Source organism: Hydrogenophaga sp. BPS33, assembly GCF_009859475.1.
Classification (GTDB): domain Bacteria; phylum Pseudomonadota; class Gammaproteobacteria; order Burkholderiales; family Burkholderiaceae_C; genus Hydrogenophaga.
In genome coordinates this window covers 5,804,918-5,821,358 of record NZ_CP044549.1, presented here as the reverse complement: position 1 = coordinate 5,821,358, position 16,441 = coordinate 5,804,918, and the positions used below count along the sequence as shown (strand labels likewise).

The window sequence follows — 16,441 nt, the reverse complement described above, 5'->3', positions numbered from 1 at the left end:
ATTGCTCAGCCGCCCCCACTGTCCCCCACCCAAGCCCGGCAGCCCGCCTGACCGGACGCCCAGTCCCCGAAAACCGCGCACCCCGTGTCGATGACCGCAGGCGCGGCCGATGGAAAGAACGACGAACATGATCACCGAACTGGAATTCAAGAGCCTGGCCCAGCAAGGCTACAACCGCATCCCGCTGATGGTCGAAGCCTTCGCGGACCTCGAAACCCCGCTCTCGCTCTACCTCAAGCTCGCGCACGGACGCGGCGACGGCCAGCACAGCTTTCTGCTCGAATCCGTGGTCGGTGGCGAGCGCTTCGGTCGCTACAGCTTCATTGGCCTGCCCGCGCGCACGCTGCTGCGCAGCACCGGCTTTGGCGCCGAGGCCAAGACCGAGGTGGTGCGCGATGGCGTGGTCATCGAGACCGACCACGGCAATCCGCTGGACTTCATCGCCGCCTACCAGCAGCGCTTCAAGGTCGCGCTGCGCCCCGGCCTGCCGCGTTTCTGCGGCGGTTTGGCCGGTTATTTCGGCTACGACGCGGTGCGCCATATCGAGAAGAAGCTCGAAGCCACCTGCCCGCCCGACACCATGGGCTGCCCCGACATCCTGCTGCTGCAGTGCGAAGAGCTGGCGGTGATCGACAACCTCTCGGGCAAGCTCTACCTGATCGTCTACGCCGACCCGGCCCAGCCCGAGGCGTATGCCAATGCCAAGAAGCGCCTGCGCGGTCTGCGCGAGGCGCTGAAGTATTCGGTGAGCGCCCCGATCGTCAAGCCCACGCAGAGCCATCCGCCCGAACGCGACTTCGCCAAGGCCGACTACCTGGCCGCCGTGGAGCGCGCCAAGGAGCTGATTGCCAATGGCGACTTCATGCAGGTGCAGGTGGGTCAGCGCATCAAGAAGCGCTACACCGAGTCGCCGTTGAGCCTGTACCGCGCGCTGCGTTCGCTCAACCCCTCGCCCTACATGTACTACTACCACTTCGGCGACTTCCACGTGGTGGGCGCGTCGCCCGAAATCCTGGTGCGGCAGGAGCAGACGGGCGAGGGGCAGAAGGTCATCATCCGCCCCCTGGCCGGCACGCGCCCGCGCGGCGCCACGCCCGAGCTGGACAAGTCCACCGAGATCGAACTGGTGAACGATCCCAAGGAGCGCGCCGAGCACGTCATGCTGATCGACCTGGCGCGCAACGACATCGGCCGCATTGCGAAGACCGGCACGGTGAAAGTCACCGAGGCCTTTGCCGTGGAGCGCTACAGCCACGTGATGCACATCGTGAGCAACGTCGAAGGCACACTCAACGAAGGCATGACCAACATGGACGTGCTCAAGGCCACATTCCCGGCCGGCACGCTCACCGGTGCGCCCAAGGTGCATGCCATGGAGCTGATCGACCAGCTCGAACCCACCAAGCGCGGCATCTACGGCGGCGCCTGCGGCTACCTCAGCTACGCGGGCGACATGGACGTGGCGATTGCGATCCGCACCGGCATCATCAAGGACGAGACGCTCTACGTGCAGGCCGCTGCCGGCGTGGTGGCCGACTCCGTGCCCGAGATGGAATGGAGAGAAACCGAGCACAAGGCCAGGGCCTTGCTGCGCGCCGCCGAACTGGTCGAGGAGGGCCTGGAATGAAACCCGTGCAAAACAAGCCCGTGCAGGTGCTCATGGTCGACAACTACGACTCGTTCACCTACAACATCGTGCAGTACTTCGGCGAGTTGGGCGCCGAGGTCAGCGTGTTCCGCAACGACGAGATCACCGTGGATCAGATCCAGGCGCGCCTGGACGCCGGCCAGCTCGACCGGCTGGTGATTTCGCCCGGCCCGTGCTCGCCCGCCGAAGCCGGCATATCCGTGGCGGCGATCCAGCATTTCGCCGGCAAGCTGCCCATTCTGGGCGTGTGCCTGGGGCACCAGAGCATTGGCGCGGCCTTCGGCGGCAAGATCATCCGTGCCCAGGAACTCATGCACGGCAAGACCTCGCAGATCACCACCACGCGCCAGGGCGTGTTCGCCCACCTGCCCGAGCAGTTCGTGGTGAACCGTTACCACTCGCTGGCGATCGAGCGCGCGAGCTGCCCGGACTGCCTGGAGGTCACGGCCTGGACGCCCGATGGCGAGATCATGGGTGTGAAGCACAAGACCCTGGCCATCGAAGGTGTGCAGTTCCACCCGGAGAGCATCCTGACCGAGCATGGCCACGCGATGCTGAAGAACTTTCTCGAGCAGGCGTCATGAAGACCGTGGACCTTCGCAGCGACACCGTCACGCAGCCGACGGCGGCGATGCGCGAAGCCATGATGGCCGCGCCGCTGGGCGACGACGTGTTCGGCGACGACCCGTCGGTGGTAGCGCTGCAGGAACGCATCGCCGCCATCACCGGCAAGGAAACCGCGCTCTTCATGCCCAGCGGCACGCAGAGCAACCTGTGCGCCATGCTCTCGCACTGCGAGCGCGGCGAGGAATACATCGTCGGCCAGAACGCACACACCTACCGCTACGAAGGCGGTGGCGCGGCGGTGCTGGGCAGCATCCAGCCGCAACCCCTGGCGCAGGATGCCACCGGACAGATGCAACTGGTCGACATTTCCAGCGCGATCAAGCCCGACGACCCGCACTTCGCCCGCACACGCCTGCTGTGCCTGGAGAACACCTGGAACGGCCACGTCATGCCCGCCGAGTACCTGGACCGGGCAGCCGGCCTGGCGCGGGAGCACGGTCTGGCGGTGCACCTGGACGGCGCGCGTGTATTCAATGCGGCGGTCGCAGCCGGTGGCGATCCTTATGTTGCAGTACGCACCATCGTCGACCGCTTCGACAGCGTTTCCATCTGCTTCAGCAAGGGCCTGGGCGCGCCCGTGGGCTCGGCACTGTGCGGCTCGCGTGTGTTCATCGCCCGTGCCTTGCGCTGGCGCAAGATGCTCGGCGGCGGCCTGCGCCAGGCCGGCTTGCTGGCGGCGGCCGCGCACCACGCGCTGGACCACCACGTGCGCCGCCTGGCCGATGACCACGCGCTCGCGCAACGCCTGGCCCAGGGGCTGGCCGGCATCGACGGCCTGAGCGTGCGCTCGGCGCAGACCAACATCGTGTTCGTCGATGTGGCCGATGGGCGCGGGCCGGATCTGCTGGCCCACTTGGCCAACGACGGCGTGCTGGCCACGGGCCTGATCGGCCTGCGCTTCGTGACGCACCTGGATGTGGACGCGGCGGGCATCGACCGCGCGGTGGCCAGCGTCCGGGCGTTCTTCACGCAGGAGGCGGGAGCGCGGGTTACAACGCCGCGTGCTGGCGGTTCGGCGGTCTATTGAAGATGGAGCGTTTGTGCCCGACCTGCCCCAACTCCTGCTGTTCATCGTCGCCGGCTGGTTGCTCAACCTCACGCCAGGCCCCGATGTGCTCTACATCGTGAACCACTCGCTGCGCAATGGCGTGCGCGCCGGCATGGTGGCGGCGCTGGGCATCTTCGCCGGCTGCTTCGTGCACGTGGCGATCGCCACCGTGGGGTTGGGGGCCTTGCTCGCTACCTCGGCCACCGCCTTCACCATGGTCAAGGTCATCGGTGCGGCGTACCTGCTGTGGATGGGCGTGCGCTTGCTGCGCGCGGCCACGCCGGGCTGGTCGCCCGATGCCACGCCCGCCGAGCACGACATGGGGCACGTGTTCCGCCGAGGCTTTCTCACCAACGTGCTCAATCCCAAGGTCGCGTTGTTCTTTCTGGCCTTTCTGCCGCAGTTCATCGCGCCCGCCACCCAGCACAAGACGCTGGCATTTCTTGCGCTGGGCCTGCTGTTCAGCGTCAACGCACTGCCCGTGACGCTGGGGTATGCCTGGGCGGCCGCCTGGGCCGCACGCCGCGTGCAACGGGTGCGCAGCGCCATGCACTGGCTCGACCGCGCCGCCGGCCTGCTCTTCATCGGCTTTGGCCTGAAGCTGGCCTTCACCGACAATCCCGCCCCATAAAGCCCGGAGACCTCCATGACGCACCCCGCCACCGCACACAAGATCACCCCGCAGGAAGCCCTGCAGCGCACCATCGAGCACCGCGAAATCTTCCACGACGAGATGCTGCACCTCATGCGCCTCATCATGAGCGGGGAAATGTCGCCTGTCATGATGGCCGCCCTCATCACCGGCCTGCGCGTGAAGAAGGAAACCATCGGCGAAATCACCGCCGCCGCCCAGGTCATGCGCGAGTTCTCCACCAAGGTGCACGTGGCCGACAAGACCCACCTGGTCGACATCGTGGGCACCGGCGGCGACGGTTCGCACACCTTCAACATCTCCACCTGTTCCATGTTCGTTGCCGCCGCGGCGGGTGCGCGCGTGAGCAAACACGGCGGGCGCAGCGTTTCCAGCAAAAGCGGCAGCGCCGACGTGCTGGAGAGCCTGGGCGTCAACATCAACCAGTCACCCGAAGCGATTGCGCGCTGCATCGAACAGGTCGGCGTGGGCTTCATGTTCGCGCCCAACCACCACCCCGCCATGAAGAACGTAGCCCCGGTGCGGCGCGAACTCGGTATCAAGACCATCTTCAACATCCTGGGGCCGCTCACCAACCCCGCGTCCGCCCCCAACATCCTCATGGGCGTGTTCCACCCCGACCTCGTCGGCATCCAGGTGCGCGCGCTGCAGCGCCTGGGCGCCGAGCACGCGGTCGTGGTGTATGGCCGTGACGGCATGGACGAAGTCTCGCTGGGCGCGGCCACCCTGGTGGGCGAACTCAAGGATGGCGAAATCACCGAATACGAAATCCACCCCGAAGACTTCGGCATGACCATGGCCAGCAGCCGAGCGTTGCGCGTGGAAACCCCCGAAGGTTCGCGCCAGATGCTGGTGGGTGTGCTGGAAGGCCGTGACAACCCTTCCCTCAAGGCTGCAAGCGACATCGTGGCGCTCAATGCGGGGGTGGCGCTGTATGCCGCCAACGTGGTGTCCGACATGGACGCCGGCATCGCGCTGGCGCAGCGCACGCTGGCCAGTGGCGCGGCATTGGCCAAGCTCGAGCAACTCAAGGCCTTCGTGGCCTGAACCGGACAACCGCCATGAGCGACATCCTGCAGAAAATCGTTACCGTCAAACACGAGGAGATCGCTGCGGCGCAGCGCAAGAAGCCGCTCGATGCGATCCGCTTCGATGCCGAAAGCCGCGTGCTCACGCGCGATTTCGAAGGCGCTTTGCGCGCCAAGATCGCCAAATGCCAGGCGGCCGTGATTGCCGAAGTGAAGAAGGCCAGCCCGAGCAAGGGCGTGTTGCGCGAAGACTTCATTCCGGCCGACATCGCGCAAAGTTATGCCGAGGGCGATGGTCTCGTCAGTGCGGCCTGTTTGTCGGTTTTGACCGACCGCCAGTTCTTCCAGGGCAGCCCCGACTTTCTCAAACAGGCCCGCGCCAGTTGCGACCTGCCCGTGCTGCGCAAGGACTTCATGGTCGATCCCTATCAGGTCTATGAGGCCCGCGCGATGGGGGCCGATGCCATCCTGCTCATCGCCGCGTGCCTGGACGACGCCCGCATGGCCGAGCTGGAAGCGGTGGCGCTGGACCTGAACATGGCCGTGCTGGTGGAGGTACACGACCGCGCCGAGCTGGACCGCGCGCTCAAGCTCAAGACCCGCCTGGTGGGTATCAACAACCGCAACCTGCGCACCTTCGAAGTGACCTTGCAGACCACGCTGGGCATGCTGCCCGACGTGCCCGCGGACCGCCTGCTGATCACCGAGTCCGGCATTCTCGGCCGTGCCGACGTGCAGACGATGCGCGCCGCGGGCGTCAACGCCTTCCTGGTGGGCGAGGCCTTCATGCGCGCGCCCGAGCCCGGCCTGGCGTTGGCCGAACTGTTTGCCTGAGGCGGTGGTGCAGACCGGTTTCGATTGGGGGGAGCCCGCGTCGGCCCCTCGCCTGACCTCCGCCAACCCATCGGACTGGCCCGTCCAGCCCGGGTGGGCCGATCTGGTGTCCGGCTTCTGGGCGTCGCCGCAGGGCAAGGGTCTGCAGCAATTCCTGCAAGGGCGGTTGGCGGACGGCGCGCTGGTCTATCCACCCCAACCGCTGCGTGCCCTCGATCTCACGCCGCCCGAGGCGGTTCGCGTGGTTCTCCTGGGTCAGGACCCGTATCACGGACCGGGGCAAGCCGAAGGCCTGGCGTTTTCGGTGGCGCCGGGCGTCAAGGTGCCGCCCAGCCTGCGCAACATGCTGCAGGAATTGGGGCGCGACCTTTCCGCGCCGCTGCCTGAGGGCGGCTCGTTGGTGCGCTGGGCGCGCCAGGGCGTGTTGTTGCTCAACACCAGCCTGACGGTGGAAGATGGGCAGCCGGCCAGCCACGCTGGCCGGGGCTGGGAGACGCTGACGGATGCCGTGATCCGCCATTGCAACGGGGCTGGTGACCCCAAGGTTTTTCTGCTTTGGGGCGCCCATGCGCAGAAAAAAGCGTCCTTGATCGATGTTCAACGCCATCTTGTGCTCAGCGCCAACCATCCTTCGCCGTTGTCCGCCCGGCGCGGCCCGGTCCCCTTCGTGGGGTGTGGACATTTCGGGCAGGCCAATGCCTGGCTGTCTGCGCGGGGGCTGAAGCCCGTGGCGTGGTGACTCCTGGAGAGCGGCGCCGGGGTGGGCGTGTTGCGCCATAAAACCGTGGCATAATCGCGGGCTGCGCTATGGAGGGGTGGCCGAGTGGTTAAAGGCAGCAGACTGTAAATCTGCCCGCTTACGCGTACGCTGGTTCGAATCCAGCCTCCTCCACCAGTGATTGATGAGATGTGTGTGCGAATGGGAAAGTCGCGCCCTTGTGAATTGGCGCCATGTGGTGCTGGTTTGTTCGGGCGGGAGTAGTTCAATGGTAGAACCCCAGCCTTCCAAGCTGATGACGCGGGTTCGATTCCCGTCTCCCGCTCCAGATCTTGTCGGTTGTTGGATGTGTTTTTGATAGGCGTTTGAGTATTCAGAGGTGCCTGGTTTGCCGGGTGTCTTTGCCCTTGTGGCTCAGTGGTAGAGCACTCCCTTGGTAAGGGAGAGGTCGCGGGTCCGATTCCCGCCAAGGGCACCAGTTTTGTATTTGTTCTGGTTGTTTCGGCAATTTGTTTTGGAGCTGAAAAATGGCAAAAGAGAAATTTGAGCGGACCAAGCCGCACGTGAACGTGGGCACGATTGGTCACGTTGACCACGGCAAGACGACGTTGACGGCGGCCATCACGACGGTGCTGGCGTCCAAATTCGGCGGTGCCGCCAAGGCTTACGACCAGATCGACGCGGCGCCCGAAGAAAAGGCTCGCGGCATCACCATCAACACCGCGCACGTGGAGTACGAGACGGCCAATCGTCACTACGCCCACGTGGACTGCCCCGGCCACGCCGACTATGTGAAGAACATGATCACGGGTGCTGCCCAGATGGATGGCGCCATCCTGGTGTGCTCGGCCGCTGACGGCCCGATGCCCCAGACCCGCGAGCACATTCTGCTGGCCCGTCAGGTGGGTGTGCCTTACATCATCGTGTTCCTCAACAAGTGCGACATGGTCGACGACGCCGAGCTGCTCGAGCTGGTCGAAATGGAAGTGCGCGAGCTGCTGGACAAGTACGAATTCCCGGGCGATGCGACCCCCATCATCCACGGCTCGGCCAAGCTTGCCCTGGAAGGTGACAAGGGCAAGCTGGGCGAAGAGGCCATCATGAAGCTGGCCGAAGCGTTGGACAGCTATATCCCCACGCCCGAGCGCGCGGTGGACGGTGCCTTCCTGATGCCGGTGGAAGACGTGTTCTCGATCTCGGGTCGTGGCACGGTGGTGACCGGTCGTATCGAGCGCGGTGTGGTCAAGGTGGGTGAGGAAATCGAAATCGTCGGTATCACCACCACCCAGAAGACCACCTGCACGGGCGTGGAAATGTTCCGCAAGCTGCTGGACCAGGGTCAGGCGGGCGACAACGTCGGTATCTTGCTGCGCGGCACCAAGCGCGAAGAAGTGCAGCGCGGCCAGGTGCTGTGCAAGCCCGGCTCGATCAAGCCGCACACGCACTTCACGGGTGAGGTGTATGTGCTGTCCAAGGACGAAGGTGGCCGTCACACGCCGTTCTTCAACAACTACCGCCCGCAGTTCTACTTCCGCACGACCGACGTGACTGGCTCGATCGAGCTGCCCGAAGGCAAGGAAATGGTGATGCCGGGTGACAACGTGTCGATCACGGTCAAGCTGATCGCCCCGATCGCCATGGAGGAAGGTCTGCGTTTTGCCATCCGCGAAGGCGGTCGTACCGTCGGCGCCGGCGTCGTCGCCAAGATCATTGCGTAAGGAGTTTTGAGGCTGGGCCGCCCGCGAAAGCGATGTGCCCCGGCCTCAGCGGATTTAAAGCCCTTTTGGGGCAGCAGCCAGTAGGGGTATAGCTCAATTGGCAGAGCGTCGGTCTCCAAAACCGAAGGTTGTAGGTTCGATTCCTACTGCCCCTGCCACCCGATAGGACGTCACCGGAACCTGAGCTCAGGAACCTGAATCCACCCTGTTGTGTGGTTGACAAGCCCGCCGAAGTCGCGAAGACCTCTGGTGGGCTTGCGTGTCTCAAGCTTTCGGGTTTTGAGCGCGCCCTTTGATACGAATTGTCTGGATCCTCATGGCCACTTCCGAAGTTCAAACCGTGCACACCGGCGCCGACAAAGCCAAGCTGGCGGCAGCGATCGCGCTGTTGCTGGGCTCGTTCGTGGCGTTCTATTTGCTGTCGTCGCGCGGTGCGCTGGCGCAGTGGGGAGCCCTGATCGTGTTGCTCGGGGCGGCGGTGGTGGTGTTTGCCGTGTCCGAATCGGGCAAGCAGCTGATCGCCTTTGGTCGCGACGCCTGGCGCGAAGTCAAGAAGGTGGTCTGGCCTGCCCGCAAGGAGGCGATTCAGATGACAGCCTATGTGTTCGCTTTCGTGTTCGTGATGGCCCTGTTCCTGTGGCTGACCGACAAGACGGTCGAATGGGTGTTTTACGACCTGATTCTGGGCTGGAGAAAATGATGACCGAACAACAGAGTCTCGCGGCCGCTGAAGGCATGCGCTGGTACGTGGTTCATGCCTATTCCGGCATGGAGAAGGCGGCCGAGCGCAATATCGTCGAGCGCATCAACCGCGCCGGCATGCAAGACAAATTCGGCCGCATCCTGGTCCCTACCGAAGAGGTGGTGGAGATGAAGAACGGCCAGAAGCGCACCACTGAGCGAAAGTTCTTCCCCGGTTATGTGCTGGTGGAAATGGTGATGGACGATGACACCTGGCACCTGGTGAAGCACACCAACAAGGTGACGGGCTTTGTGGGTGGTGCGAAAAACCGCCCGGCGCCGATTTCCGAGGAAGACGTTCAGAAGATCGTCAACCAGATGCAGGAAGGTACCGACAAGCCGCGTCACAAGGTCGAGTTTGTGGTGGGCGAGTACGTGCGCGTCAAAGAAGGTCCGTTCACCGACTTCAACGGCACCGTCGAAGAAGTCAACTACGAGAAGAACAAGATGCGCGTGTCGGTGACCATCTTCGGTCGGGCCACTCCGGTGGAGCTGGAATTCAGCCAGGTCGAGAAGACCTGAGATTTTTCTGGCGCAGGTGGGTCGGCCCGACACCTGTGCCATTGTTCTTTCCGGGTCCCCAACCGCGAGGAGGTTGTCTCGATGGCAGCCGTCTGCACTCGCAGGAGCTAAAAAATGGCGAAAAAAATCGTCGGCTTCATCAAGCTGCAAGTGCCAGCTGGTAAGGCCAACCCTTCCCCTCCGATCGGTCCGGCGCTGGGTCAGCGTGGCCTGAACATCATGGAGTTCTGCAAGGCGTTCAACGCCCAGACCCAAGGCGTCGAGCCAGGTCTTCCGCTGCCCGTGGTGATCACGGCTTTCGCGGACAAGAGCTTCACCTTCATCATCAAGACGCCGCCCGCGACGACCCTGATCAAGAAGGCCATCAAGCTGGACAAGGGCTCTTCGGTGCCCAACAAGAACAAGGTCGGCAAGATCACCCGAGCCCAGCTCGAAGAGATCGCCAAGACCAAGATGAAGGACATGACCGCTGCCGATGTGGACGCCGCTGTGCGCACCATCGCCGGTTCGGCCCGCTCGATGGGCGTGATTGTGGAGGGCGTGTAAATGGCCAAGCTGACCAAGAAACAGAAAGCCTTCGAAGGCAAGGTCGACAGCAACAAGCTGTACAGCTTGACCGACGCGCTGGCCATCATCAAGGAATGTGCGAACGCCAAATTCGATGAGTCCATCGACGTGGCGGTTCAGCTCGGCGTGGATGCCAAGAAGTCGGACCAAGTGGTGCGTGGCGCTGTCGTGATGCCCAATGGCACCGGCAAGACCAAGCGCGTGGCCGTGTTCGCCCAAGGCGCCAAGGCCGAAGAAGCCAAGGCCGCCGGTGCCGATATCGTCGGCATGGACGACCTCGCCGCCGACATCAAGGCTGGCAACATGAACTTCGACGTGGTCATTGCCTCGCCGGACGCCATGCGCATCGTCGGTACCCTGGGTCAGGTGCTGGGCCCCCGTGGCCTGATGCCCAACCCGAAGGTGGGCACCGTGACGCCCGACGTGGCGCAAGCCGTGCGCAACGCCAAGGCGGGTCAGGTGCAGTTCCGCGTCGACAAGGCCGGTATCGTGCACGGCACGATCGGCCGTCGCTCGTTCGACACCGACAAGCTCCAGGGTAACCTGGTGGCGCTGCTTGACGCACTGACCAAGGCCAAGCCGGCGACCAGCAAGGGTGTGTACCTGCGCAAGGTGGCGGTGTCGTCGACCATGGGTGTCGGCGTTCGCGTGGACACGCAATCCATCTCGGCGTGATCGCCGAGTAAGGGCGAAGAAGAATTCGGGTGGCTGTGGCCGCCCGGGTGTGGTGGGCCCGCAGACCTGTTGAAGAACAGTCTGTGGGGCCATCCAAGACCGTTGGTGTCGGGTGGAGCCCTCAGGGGTGCTGCCGGACTTAATAGTGACAAGCCAACGCAGATGGCGATCCCGCTGCAGATGGAACACGTTCCGAAACAGTTGATCGCTGCAATGAGGCGTGCCTCAGGTCCCAACGGACCGAAGGCACATTTAAGGAGTAGACCTTGAGTCTGAATCGCAGTGAGAAAGAAGCGGTCATTTCCGAAGTGACCAGCCTCGCCGCAAAAGCTCAAACGCTCGTGATGGCGGAATACCGTGGCATCACGGTCGCGAACATGGACAAACTGCGCGTGACAGCCCGCAGCAATGGTGTGAGCCTGAGTGTGTTGAAGAACACCCTGGCCCGCCGTGCGGTGGCTGGCAGCCCGTTTGAAGTGGCCGCTGACCAGATGACCGGCCCGCTGATCTATGGCTTCTCTGAAGACGCCGTGGCCGCCGCGAAGGTGGTGGCCGAGTTCGCGAAAACCAACGACAAGCTGGTGATTCGCGGCGGTGTGTACGGAGGCAAGGCCCTGGATGTCGACGGCGTGAAGACGCTGGCCAGCATTCCTTCGAAGGAAGTGTTGTTGGCGCAGCTCTGTGGCTTGCTGATGTCGCCCATTTCGCGCACGGCCGTTGTGCTGGGCGCGCTGGCGGCCAAAAAAGGCGAAGGCGCTGCCGCTCCGGCAGCTGAAGAAGCGGCTGCTGCCTGAGCGGCGCGGCACTTTCATTCCAATCAATTGTTAGGAAATCAAAATGGCATTCGATAAAGACGCATTTTTGACCGCGCTGGACAGCATGTCGGTCATGGAACTCAACGAGCTGGTGAAAGCCATCGAAGAGAAGTTTGGTGTGAGCGCTGCCGCCATGGCCGCTCCTGCTGCTGGCGGCGCCGGCGGTGGTGCTGCCGCAGCCGCTGAAGAGAAGACCGAATTCAACGTCGTGCTGCTCGAAGCCGGCGCGAACAAGGTCTCCGTCATCAAGGCTGTGCGCGAAATCACCGGCCTGGGCCTCAAGGAAGCCAAGGACCTGGTCGACGGCGCACCGAAGAACGTCAAGGAAGCGATCGCCAAGGCTGACGCCGAAGCTGCCGTGAAGAAGCTGGTGGAAGCCGGTGCCAAGGCCGAGCTGAAGTAATTCAGACGCCTTCAGGGGCTGGAGTGCTCGAACAGGGCCTCCAGCCTTTGGTGCTTTCAGAGCGCACCCGAAAATCGGCCCTTTCCGACCTCCTGCCGACCTTGCGGTCGTCGGCAAGCCGGCAAAAGAACCGATTTTTGAGTGTCTTCTGACCCCGACTGCAGAAGACGACTTGGTTCGGGCCTGTGTGCAACGCATGGGCCGTCCGCCAATGGTTGGTAGAGGCCAGCCACCAAGCATGTCACCCTTCGCCTGAAGCGCGGGGTAGGCAAGACAGTCGCCGCAGACCTCAAGCCCGGAGATCTCATGGCCTCAGCATCGAATTACTCATACACCGAACGCAAGCGCATCCGCAAGAGCTTTGGTACGCGCGAGAACGTGCTCGCGATTCCTTACCTCCTGCAAATGCAGAAGGACGCGTACACCGCGTTCCTGCAAGCCGACAGCGCCCCGAAGAAACGCACCAACGAAGGCCTGCAGGCGGCTTTCGAGGCAGCTTTCCCGATCGTCTCCCACAACGGTTTTGTGGAGATGAAGTTCGTCGAATACAACCTGGCCAAGCCCGCGTTCGACGTGCGCGAGTGCCAGACCCGGGGGTTGACTTTCGCTTCTGCCGTGCGCGCGCGCGTGCAGCTGATCATCTATGACCGCGAGTCCTCGACCGCGCAATCCAAGGTGATCAAGGAAGTGAAGGAGCAGGAGGTCTACATGGGCGAAGTGCCCCTGATGACCGACAAGGGTTCTTTCATCATCAACGGCACCGAGCGCGTGATCGTGTCTCAGTTGCACCGTTCGCCGGGCGTGTTCTTCGAGCACGACAAGGGCAAGACGCACAGCTCGGGCAAGCTGCTGTTCTCCGCTCGCATCATTCCCTATCGCGGTTCCTGGCTCGATTTCGAATTCGACCCGAAGGACGTGCTGTTCTTCCGCGTCGACCGCCGCCGCAAGATGCCGGTCACCATCCTGCTCAAGGCCATTGGCCTGACGCCGGAAACCATCCTGGCCAACTTCTTCGTCAACGACCACTTCCGCGTCATGGACAGCGGCGCGCAGATGGCCTTCGTGCCCGAGCGTCTGCGCGGCGAAGTGGCCCGTTTCGATATCACCGACAAGAGCGGCAAGGTGGTGGTGGCCAAGGACAAGCGCATCACCGTGCGCCACACCCGCGAACTCGAACAATCGGGCACCACGCACATCAGCGTGCCGGAAGACTTCATGATCGGTCGCGTCGTGGCGCGCAACATCGTGGATGCCGATACCGGTGAAATCATCGCCAAGGCCAACGAAGAGTTGACCGAAGCCCTGCTGAAGAAGCTGCGCACCGCCGGCGTGCAGGACCTGCAGTGCCTGTACACCAACGAACTGGACCAGGGCGCCTACATTTCGCAGACCCTGCGCATCGATGAAACGGCCGACGAGTTCGCCGCGCGTGTGGCCATCTACCGCATGATGCGCCCCGGCGAGCCGCCAACCGAAGACGCCGTGCAGGCCCTGTTCCACCGCCTGTTCTACAACCCGGACACGTACGACCTGTCGCGCGTGGGCCGCATGAAGTTCAACGCGCGTGTGGGCCGCGATGAATCCACCGGCCCCATGGTGCTGTCCAACGACGACATCCTGGCCGTGGTCAAGATCCTGGTGGACCTGCGCAATGGCCGCGGTGAAGTCGATGACATCGACCACCTGGGCAATCGCCGCGTGCGCTGCGTGGGTGAACTCGCCGAGAACCAGTACCGCACCGGTCTGGCCCGCATCGAGAAGGCCGTGAAGGAGCGTCTGGGTCAGGCCGAGCAAGAGCCGCTGATGCCGCACGACCTGATCAACTCCAAGCCGATTTCTGCGGCGCTCAAGGAGTTCTTCGGCGCGTCGCAGCTGTCGCAGTTCATGGACCAGACCAACCCGCTCGCGGAGATCACGCACAAGCGCCGCGTCTCTGCCCTGGGCCCGGGCGGTCTGACCCGCGAACGCGCCGGCTTCGAGGTGCGCGACGTGCACGTGACCCACTACGGCCGCGTCTGCCCAATCGAAACGCCGGAAGGTCCGAACATTGGCCTGATCAACTCGCTGGCGCTGTACGCGCGTCTGAACGAATACGGCTTCATCGAAACGCCGTACCGCCGCGTGGTCGAAGGCAAGGTGACGAACCAGATCGACTATCTCTCGGCGATCGAAGAAGGCAAGTACGTGATTGCGCAGGCCAACGCCGCGCTGGACGTTGACGGCCGTCTGACCGGCGATCTGGTCTCCGCGCGCGAAAAGGGCGAATCGATCCTCACGCCGTCCGACACCATCCAGTACATGGACGTGTCCCCGGCGCAGATCGTGTCCGTGGCCGCTTCGCTGGTGCCGTTCCTCGAGCACGATGACGCGAACCGCGCCTTGATGGGCGCCAACATGTCGCGCCAGGCTGTGCCTGTGCTGCGCCCCGAGAAGCCGCTGGTGGGCACCGGCATCGAACGCGTTGCCGCGATCGACTCCGGCACCGTGGTGACCGCCAAGCGTGGCGGCGTGGTGGACTACGTGGACGCGACCCGCATCGTGATCCGCGTGAACGACGCCGAGGCCGTGGCCGGTGAAGTGGGTGTGGACATCTACAACCTCATCAAGTACCAGCGTTCCAACCAGAACACCAATATCCACCAGCGCCCGATCGTCAAGAAGGGCGACAAGCTGGCCGCGGGTGACGTGATCGCCGATGGCGCGTCGACCGACCTGGGGGAAATCTCGATCGGGCAGAACATGCTGATCGCGTTCATGCCCTGGAACGGCTACAACTTCGAAGACTCGATCCTGATCTCCGAACGCGTGGTCGCCGACGACCGCTACACCTCGATCCACATCGAGGAGCTGGTCGTGATGGCGCGCGACACCAAGCTGGGCGCGGAAGAAATCACCCGCGACATTCCCAACCTGGCCGAGCAGCAGCTCAACCGTCTGGACGACTCCGGCATCATCTACGTGGGTGCCGAAGTGCTGCCGGGCGATGTGCTGGTGGGCAAGGTCACGCCCAAGGGCGAGACCACGCTGACGCCGGAAGAAAAGCTGCTGCGCGCGATCTTCGGCGAGAAGGCTTCCGACGTGAAGGACACGTCGCTGCGCGTGGACCAGGGCTCGCAAGGCACCGTGATCGACGTGCAGGTGTTCACCCGCGAAGGCATCACGCGCGACAAGCGCGCCCAGCAGATCATCGACGACGAACTCAAGCGTTTCCGCCTGGATCTGAACGACCAGCTGCGCATCGTGGAAGCCGACGCGTTCGACCGGATCGAGAAGCTGCTGGTGGGCAAGATCGCCAACGGCGGCCCGAAGAAGCTGGCCAAGGGCACGACCATCGACAAGGCCTACCTGGACGACGTCGAGAAGTACCACTGGTTCGACATCCGCCCGGCCGACGACACTGTGGCCGCTCAGCTCGAGTCGATCAAGAACTCGATGGAGCAGACGCGCCACAGCTTCGACCTGGCGTTCGAAGAGAAGCGCAAGAAGCTCACGCAAGGTGACGAGCTGCCCGCTGGCGTGCTCAAGATGGTCAAGGTCTACCTGGCCGTCAAGCGCCGCCTGCAGCCCGGCGACAAGATGGCCGGCCGCCACGGCAACAAGGGTGTGGTCTCCAAGATCGTGCCCGTGGAAGACATGCCGCACATGGCCGACGGCACGCCTGCTGACATCGTGCTCAACCCGCTGGGCGTGCCTTCGCGCATGAACGTGGGTCAGGTGCTCGAAGTCCACCTGGGCTGGGCCGCCAAGGGCCTGGGCCAGCGCATCGGCGACATGCTGCAGGCCGAAGGCAAGGTGGCCGAGCTGCGCAAGTTCCTGGAGACGGTCTACAACTCGGCCGGCAAGGTGGAGACCTTGGCCGACCTGAGCGACGCCGAAGTGCTGGAGATGGCCGAGAACTTGCAGACCGGCGTGCCGTTCGCCACCCCGGTGTTCGACGGTGCGTCGGAAGACGAGATCCGCGCGATGCTCAAGCTGGCCTACCCGGACGACATCGCCCAACTCAAGGGCCTGACCGAGACCCGCACCCAGGCGCAGCTGTACGACGGCCGCACGGGTGACGCCTTCGAGCGCAAGACCACCGTGGGCTACATGCACTTCCTGAAGCTGCACCACTTGGTCGACGACAAGATGCACGCCCGCTCCACCGGCCCGTACTCCCTCGTCACCCAGCAACCGCTGGGCGGCAAGGCGCAGTTCGGTGGCCAGCGTTTCGGGGAGATGGAAGTGTGGGCGCTGGAAGCCTACGGCGCTTCGTACATCCTGCAGGAAATGCTCACCGTCAAGTCCGACGACGTGCAGGGCCGCACCAAGGTGTACGAATCCATCGTCAAGGGCGAGCACACGATCGACGCGGGCATGCCCGAGTCGTTCAACGTGCTGGTCAAGGAAATCCGCTCGCTCGGTATCGACATCGAGCTGGAACGTTCCTGATTCACCGAACTTAA

Annotated in this window: 15 protein-coding genes and 4 tRNA genes; all 19 read left to right on the top strand. The window is 63.7% G+C overall.

What is annotated here, in order from left to right:
- Positions 1 to 127 precede the first annotated feature (127 nt).
- The 19 genes from trpE (at position 128) to rpoB (ending at position 16,427) form a co-directional block, all read left to right on the top strand.
- A complete protein-coding gene (trpE, locus tag F9K07_RS26965; protein WP_159596318.1) occupies positions 128 to 1,627 on the top strand; it encodes an anthranilate synthase component I in 1,500 nt (499 codons plus the stop codon).
- Positions 1,624 to 2,232: an aminodeoxychorismate/anthranilate synthase component II gene (locus F9K07_RS26960; RefSeq protein ID WP_159596317.1), complete on the top strand. Its 609-nt coding sequence runs from the start codon at positions 1,624 to 1,626 to the stop codon at positions 2,230 to 2,232. Before trpE ends, F9K07_RS26960 begins: the two co-directional genes overlap by 4 nt.
- Positions 2,229 to 3,302 (top strand): low-specificity L-threonine aldolase, encoded by a 1,074-nt coding sequence (ltaE, locus tag F9K07_RS26955; protein ID WP_159596316.1) that lies wholly within the window; start codon positions 2,229 to 2,231, stop codon positions 3,300 to 3,302. Before F9K07_RS26960 ends, ltaE begins: the two co-directional genes overlap by 4 nt.
- Before the next feature lie 13 nt (positions 3,303 to 3,315).
- Positions 3,316 to 3,954 (top strand): LysE family translocator, encoded by a 639-nt coding sequence (locus F9K07_RS26950; protein WP_159596315.1) that lies wholly within the window; start codon positions 3,316 to 3,318, stop codon positions 3,952 to 3,954.
- A 15-nt stretch (positions 3,955 to 3,969) separates the two neighbouring features.
- Positions 3,970 to 5,022 carry an anthranilate phosphoribosyltransferase gene (trpD, locus tag F9K07_RS26945; protein ID WP_159596314.1) on the top strand — a complete coding sequence of 351 codons (1,053 nt, stop codon included), beginning with the start codon at positions 3,970 to 3,972 and terminating at the stop codon, positions 5,020 to 5,022.
- Between the two features lie 14 nt (positions 5,023 to 5,036).
- Complete coding sequence (gene trpC / locus F9K07_RS26940) at positions 5,037 to 5,837, top strand: indole-3-glycerol phosphate synthase TrpC (RefSeq protein WP_159596313.1); 801 nt, start codon at positions 5,037 to 5,039, stop codon at positions 5,835 to 5,837.
- 7 nt (positions 5,838 to 5,844) lie between these two features.
- Positions 5,845 to 6,576 (top strand): uracil-DNA glycosylase, encoded by a 732-nt coding sequence (locus tag F9K07_RS26935; protein ID WP_159596312.1) that lies wholly within the window; start codon positions 5,845 to 5,847, stop codon positions 6,574 to 6,576.
- Between the two features lie 70 nt (positions 6,577 to 6,646).
- Positions 6,647 to 6,732 (top strand) — tRNA-Tyr (locus tag F9K07_RS26930).
- 77 nt (positions 6,733 to 6,809) lie between these two features.
- A tRNA-Gly gene (locus F9K07_RS26925) sits at positions 6,810 to 6,883 on the top strand.
- Between the two features lie 75 nt (positions 6,884 to 6,958).
- Positions 6,959 to 7,033, top strand: a tRNA-Thr gene (locus F9K07_RS26920).
- 49 nt (positions 7,034 to 7,082) lie between these two features.
- Positions 7,083 to 8,273, top strand: coding sequence for an elongation factor Tu (tuf, locus tag F9K07_RS26915; RefSeq protein WP_159589020.1), 1,191 nt, complete (start codon positions 7,083 to 7,085; stop codon positions 8,271 to 8,273).
- A gap of 82 nt (positions 8,274 to 8,355) precedes the next feature.
- Positions 8,356 to 8,431, top strand: a tRNA-Trp gene (locus tag F9K07_RS26910).
- Positions 8,432 to 8,589: 158 nt separating this feature from the next.
- Complete coding sequence (gene secE / locus F9K07_RS26905; RefSeq protein ID WP_137922453.1) at positions 8,590 to 8,973, top strand: preprotein translocase subunit SecE; 384 nt, start codon at positions 8,590 to 8,592, stop codon at positions 8,971 to 8,973.
- Positions 8,973 to 9,536 carry a transcription termination/antitermination protein NusG gene (nusG, locus tag F9K07_RS26900; RefSeq protein ID WP_201451485.1) on the top strand — a complete coding sequence of 188 codons (564 nt, stop codon included), beginning with the start codon at positions 8,973 to 8,975 and terminating at the stop codon, positions 9,534 to 9,536. The genes secE and nusG overlap by 1 nt, the downstream gene beginning before the upstream one ends.
- 114 nt (positions 9,537 to 9,650) lie before the next feature.
- Complete coding sequence (gene rplK / locus F9K07_RS26895; RefSeq protein ID WP_137922451.1) at positions 9,651 to 10,082, top strand: 50S ribosomal protein L11; 432 nt, start codon at positions 9,651 to 9,653, stop codon at positions 10,080 to 10,082.
- Positions 10,083 to 10,778, top strand: a complete 696-nt coding sequence (gene rplA / locus F9K07_RS26890; RefSeq protein ID WP_137922450.1) for a 50S ribosomal protein L1 — start codon at positions 10,083 to 10,085, stop codon at positions 10,776 to 10,778. It begins immediately after the preceding gene.
- A 266-nt stretch (positions 10,779 to 11,044) separates the two neighbouring features.
- The gene (gene rplJ, locus F9K07_RS26885; RefSeq protein ID WP_159596310.1) at positions 11,045 to 11,572 is read left to right on the top strand and encodes a 50S ribosomal protein L10; all 528 of its coding nucleotides are present in this window, start codon (positions 11,045 to 11,047) and stop codon (positions 11,570 to 11,572) included.
- 43 nt (positions 11,573 to 11,615) lie between these two features.
- On the top strand, positions 11,616 to 11,996 hold the full coding sequence (gene rplL / locus F9K07_RS26880) for a 50S ribosomal protein L7/L12 (protein WP_159596309.1): 381 nt from the start codon (positions 11,616 to 11,618) through the stop codon (positions 11,994 to 11,996).
- Between the two features lie 306 nt (positions 11,997 to 12,302).
- On the top strand, positions 12,303 to 16,427 hold the full coding sequence (gene rpoB, locus F9K07_RS26875; protein WP_159596308.1) for a DNA-directed RNA polymerase subunit beta: 4,125 nt from the start codon (positions 12,303 to 12,305) through the stop codon (positions 16,425 to 16,427).
- The last annotated feature ends 14 nt before the right edge of the window (positions 16,428 to 16,441 follow it).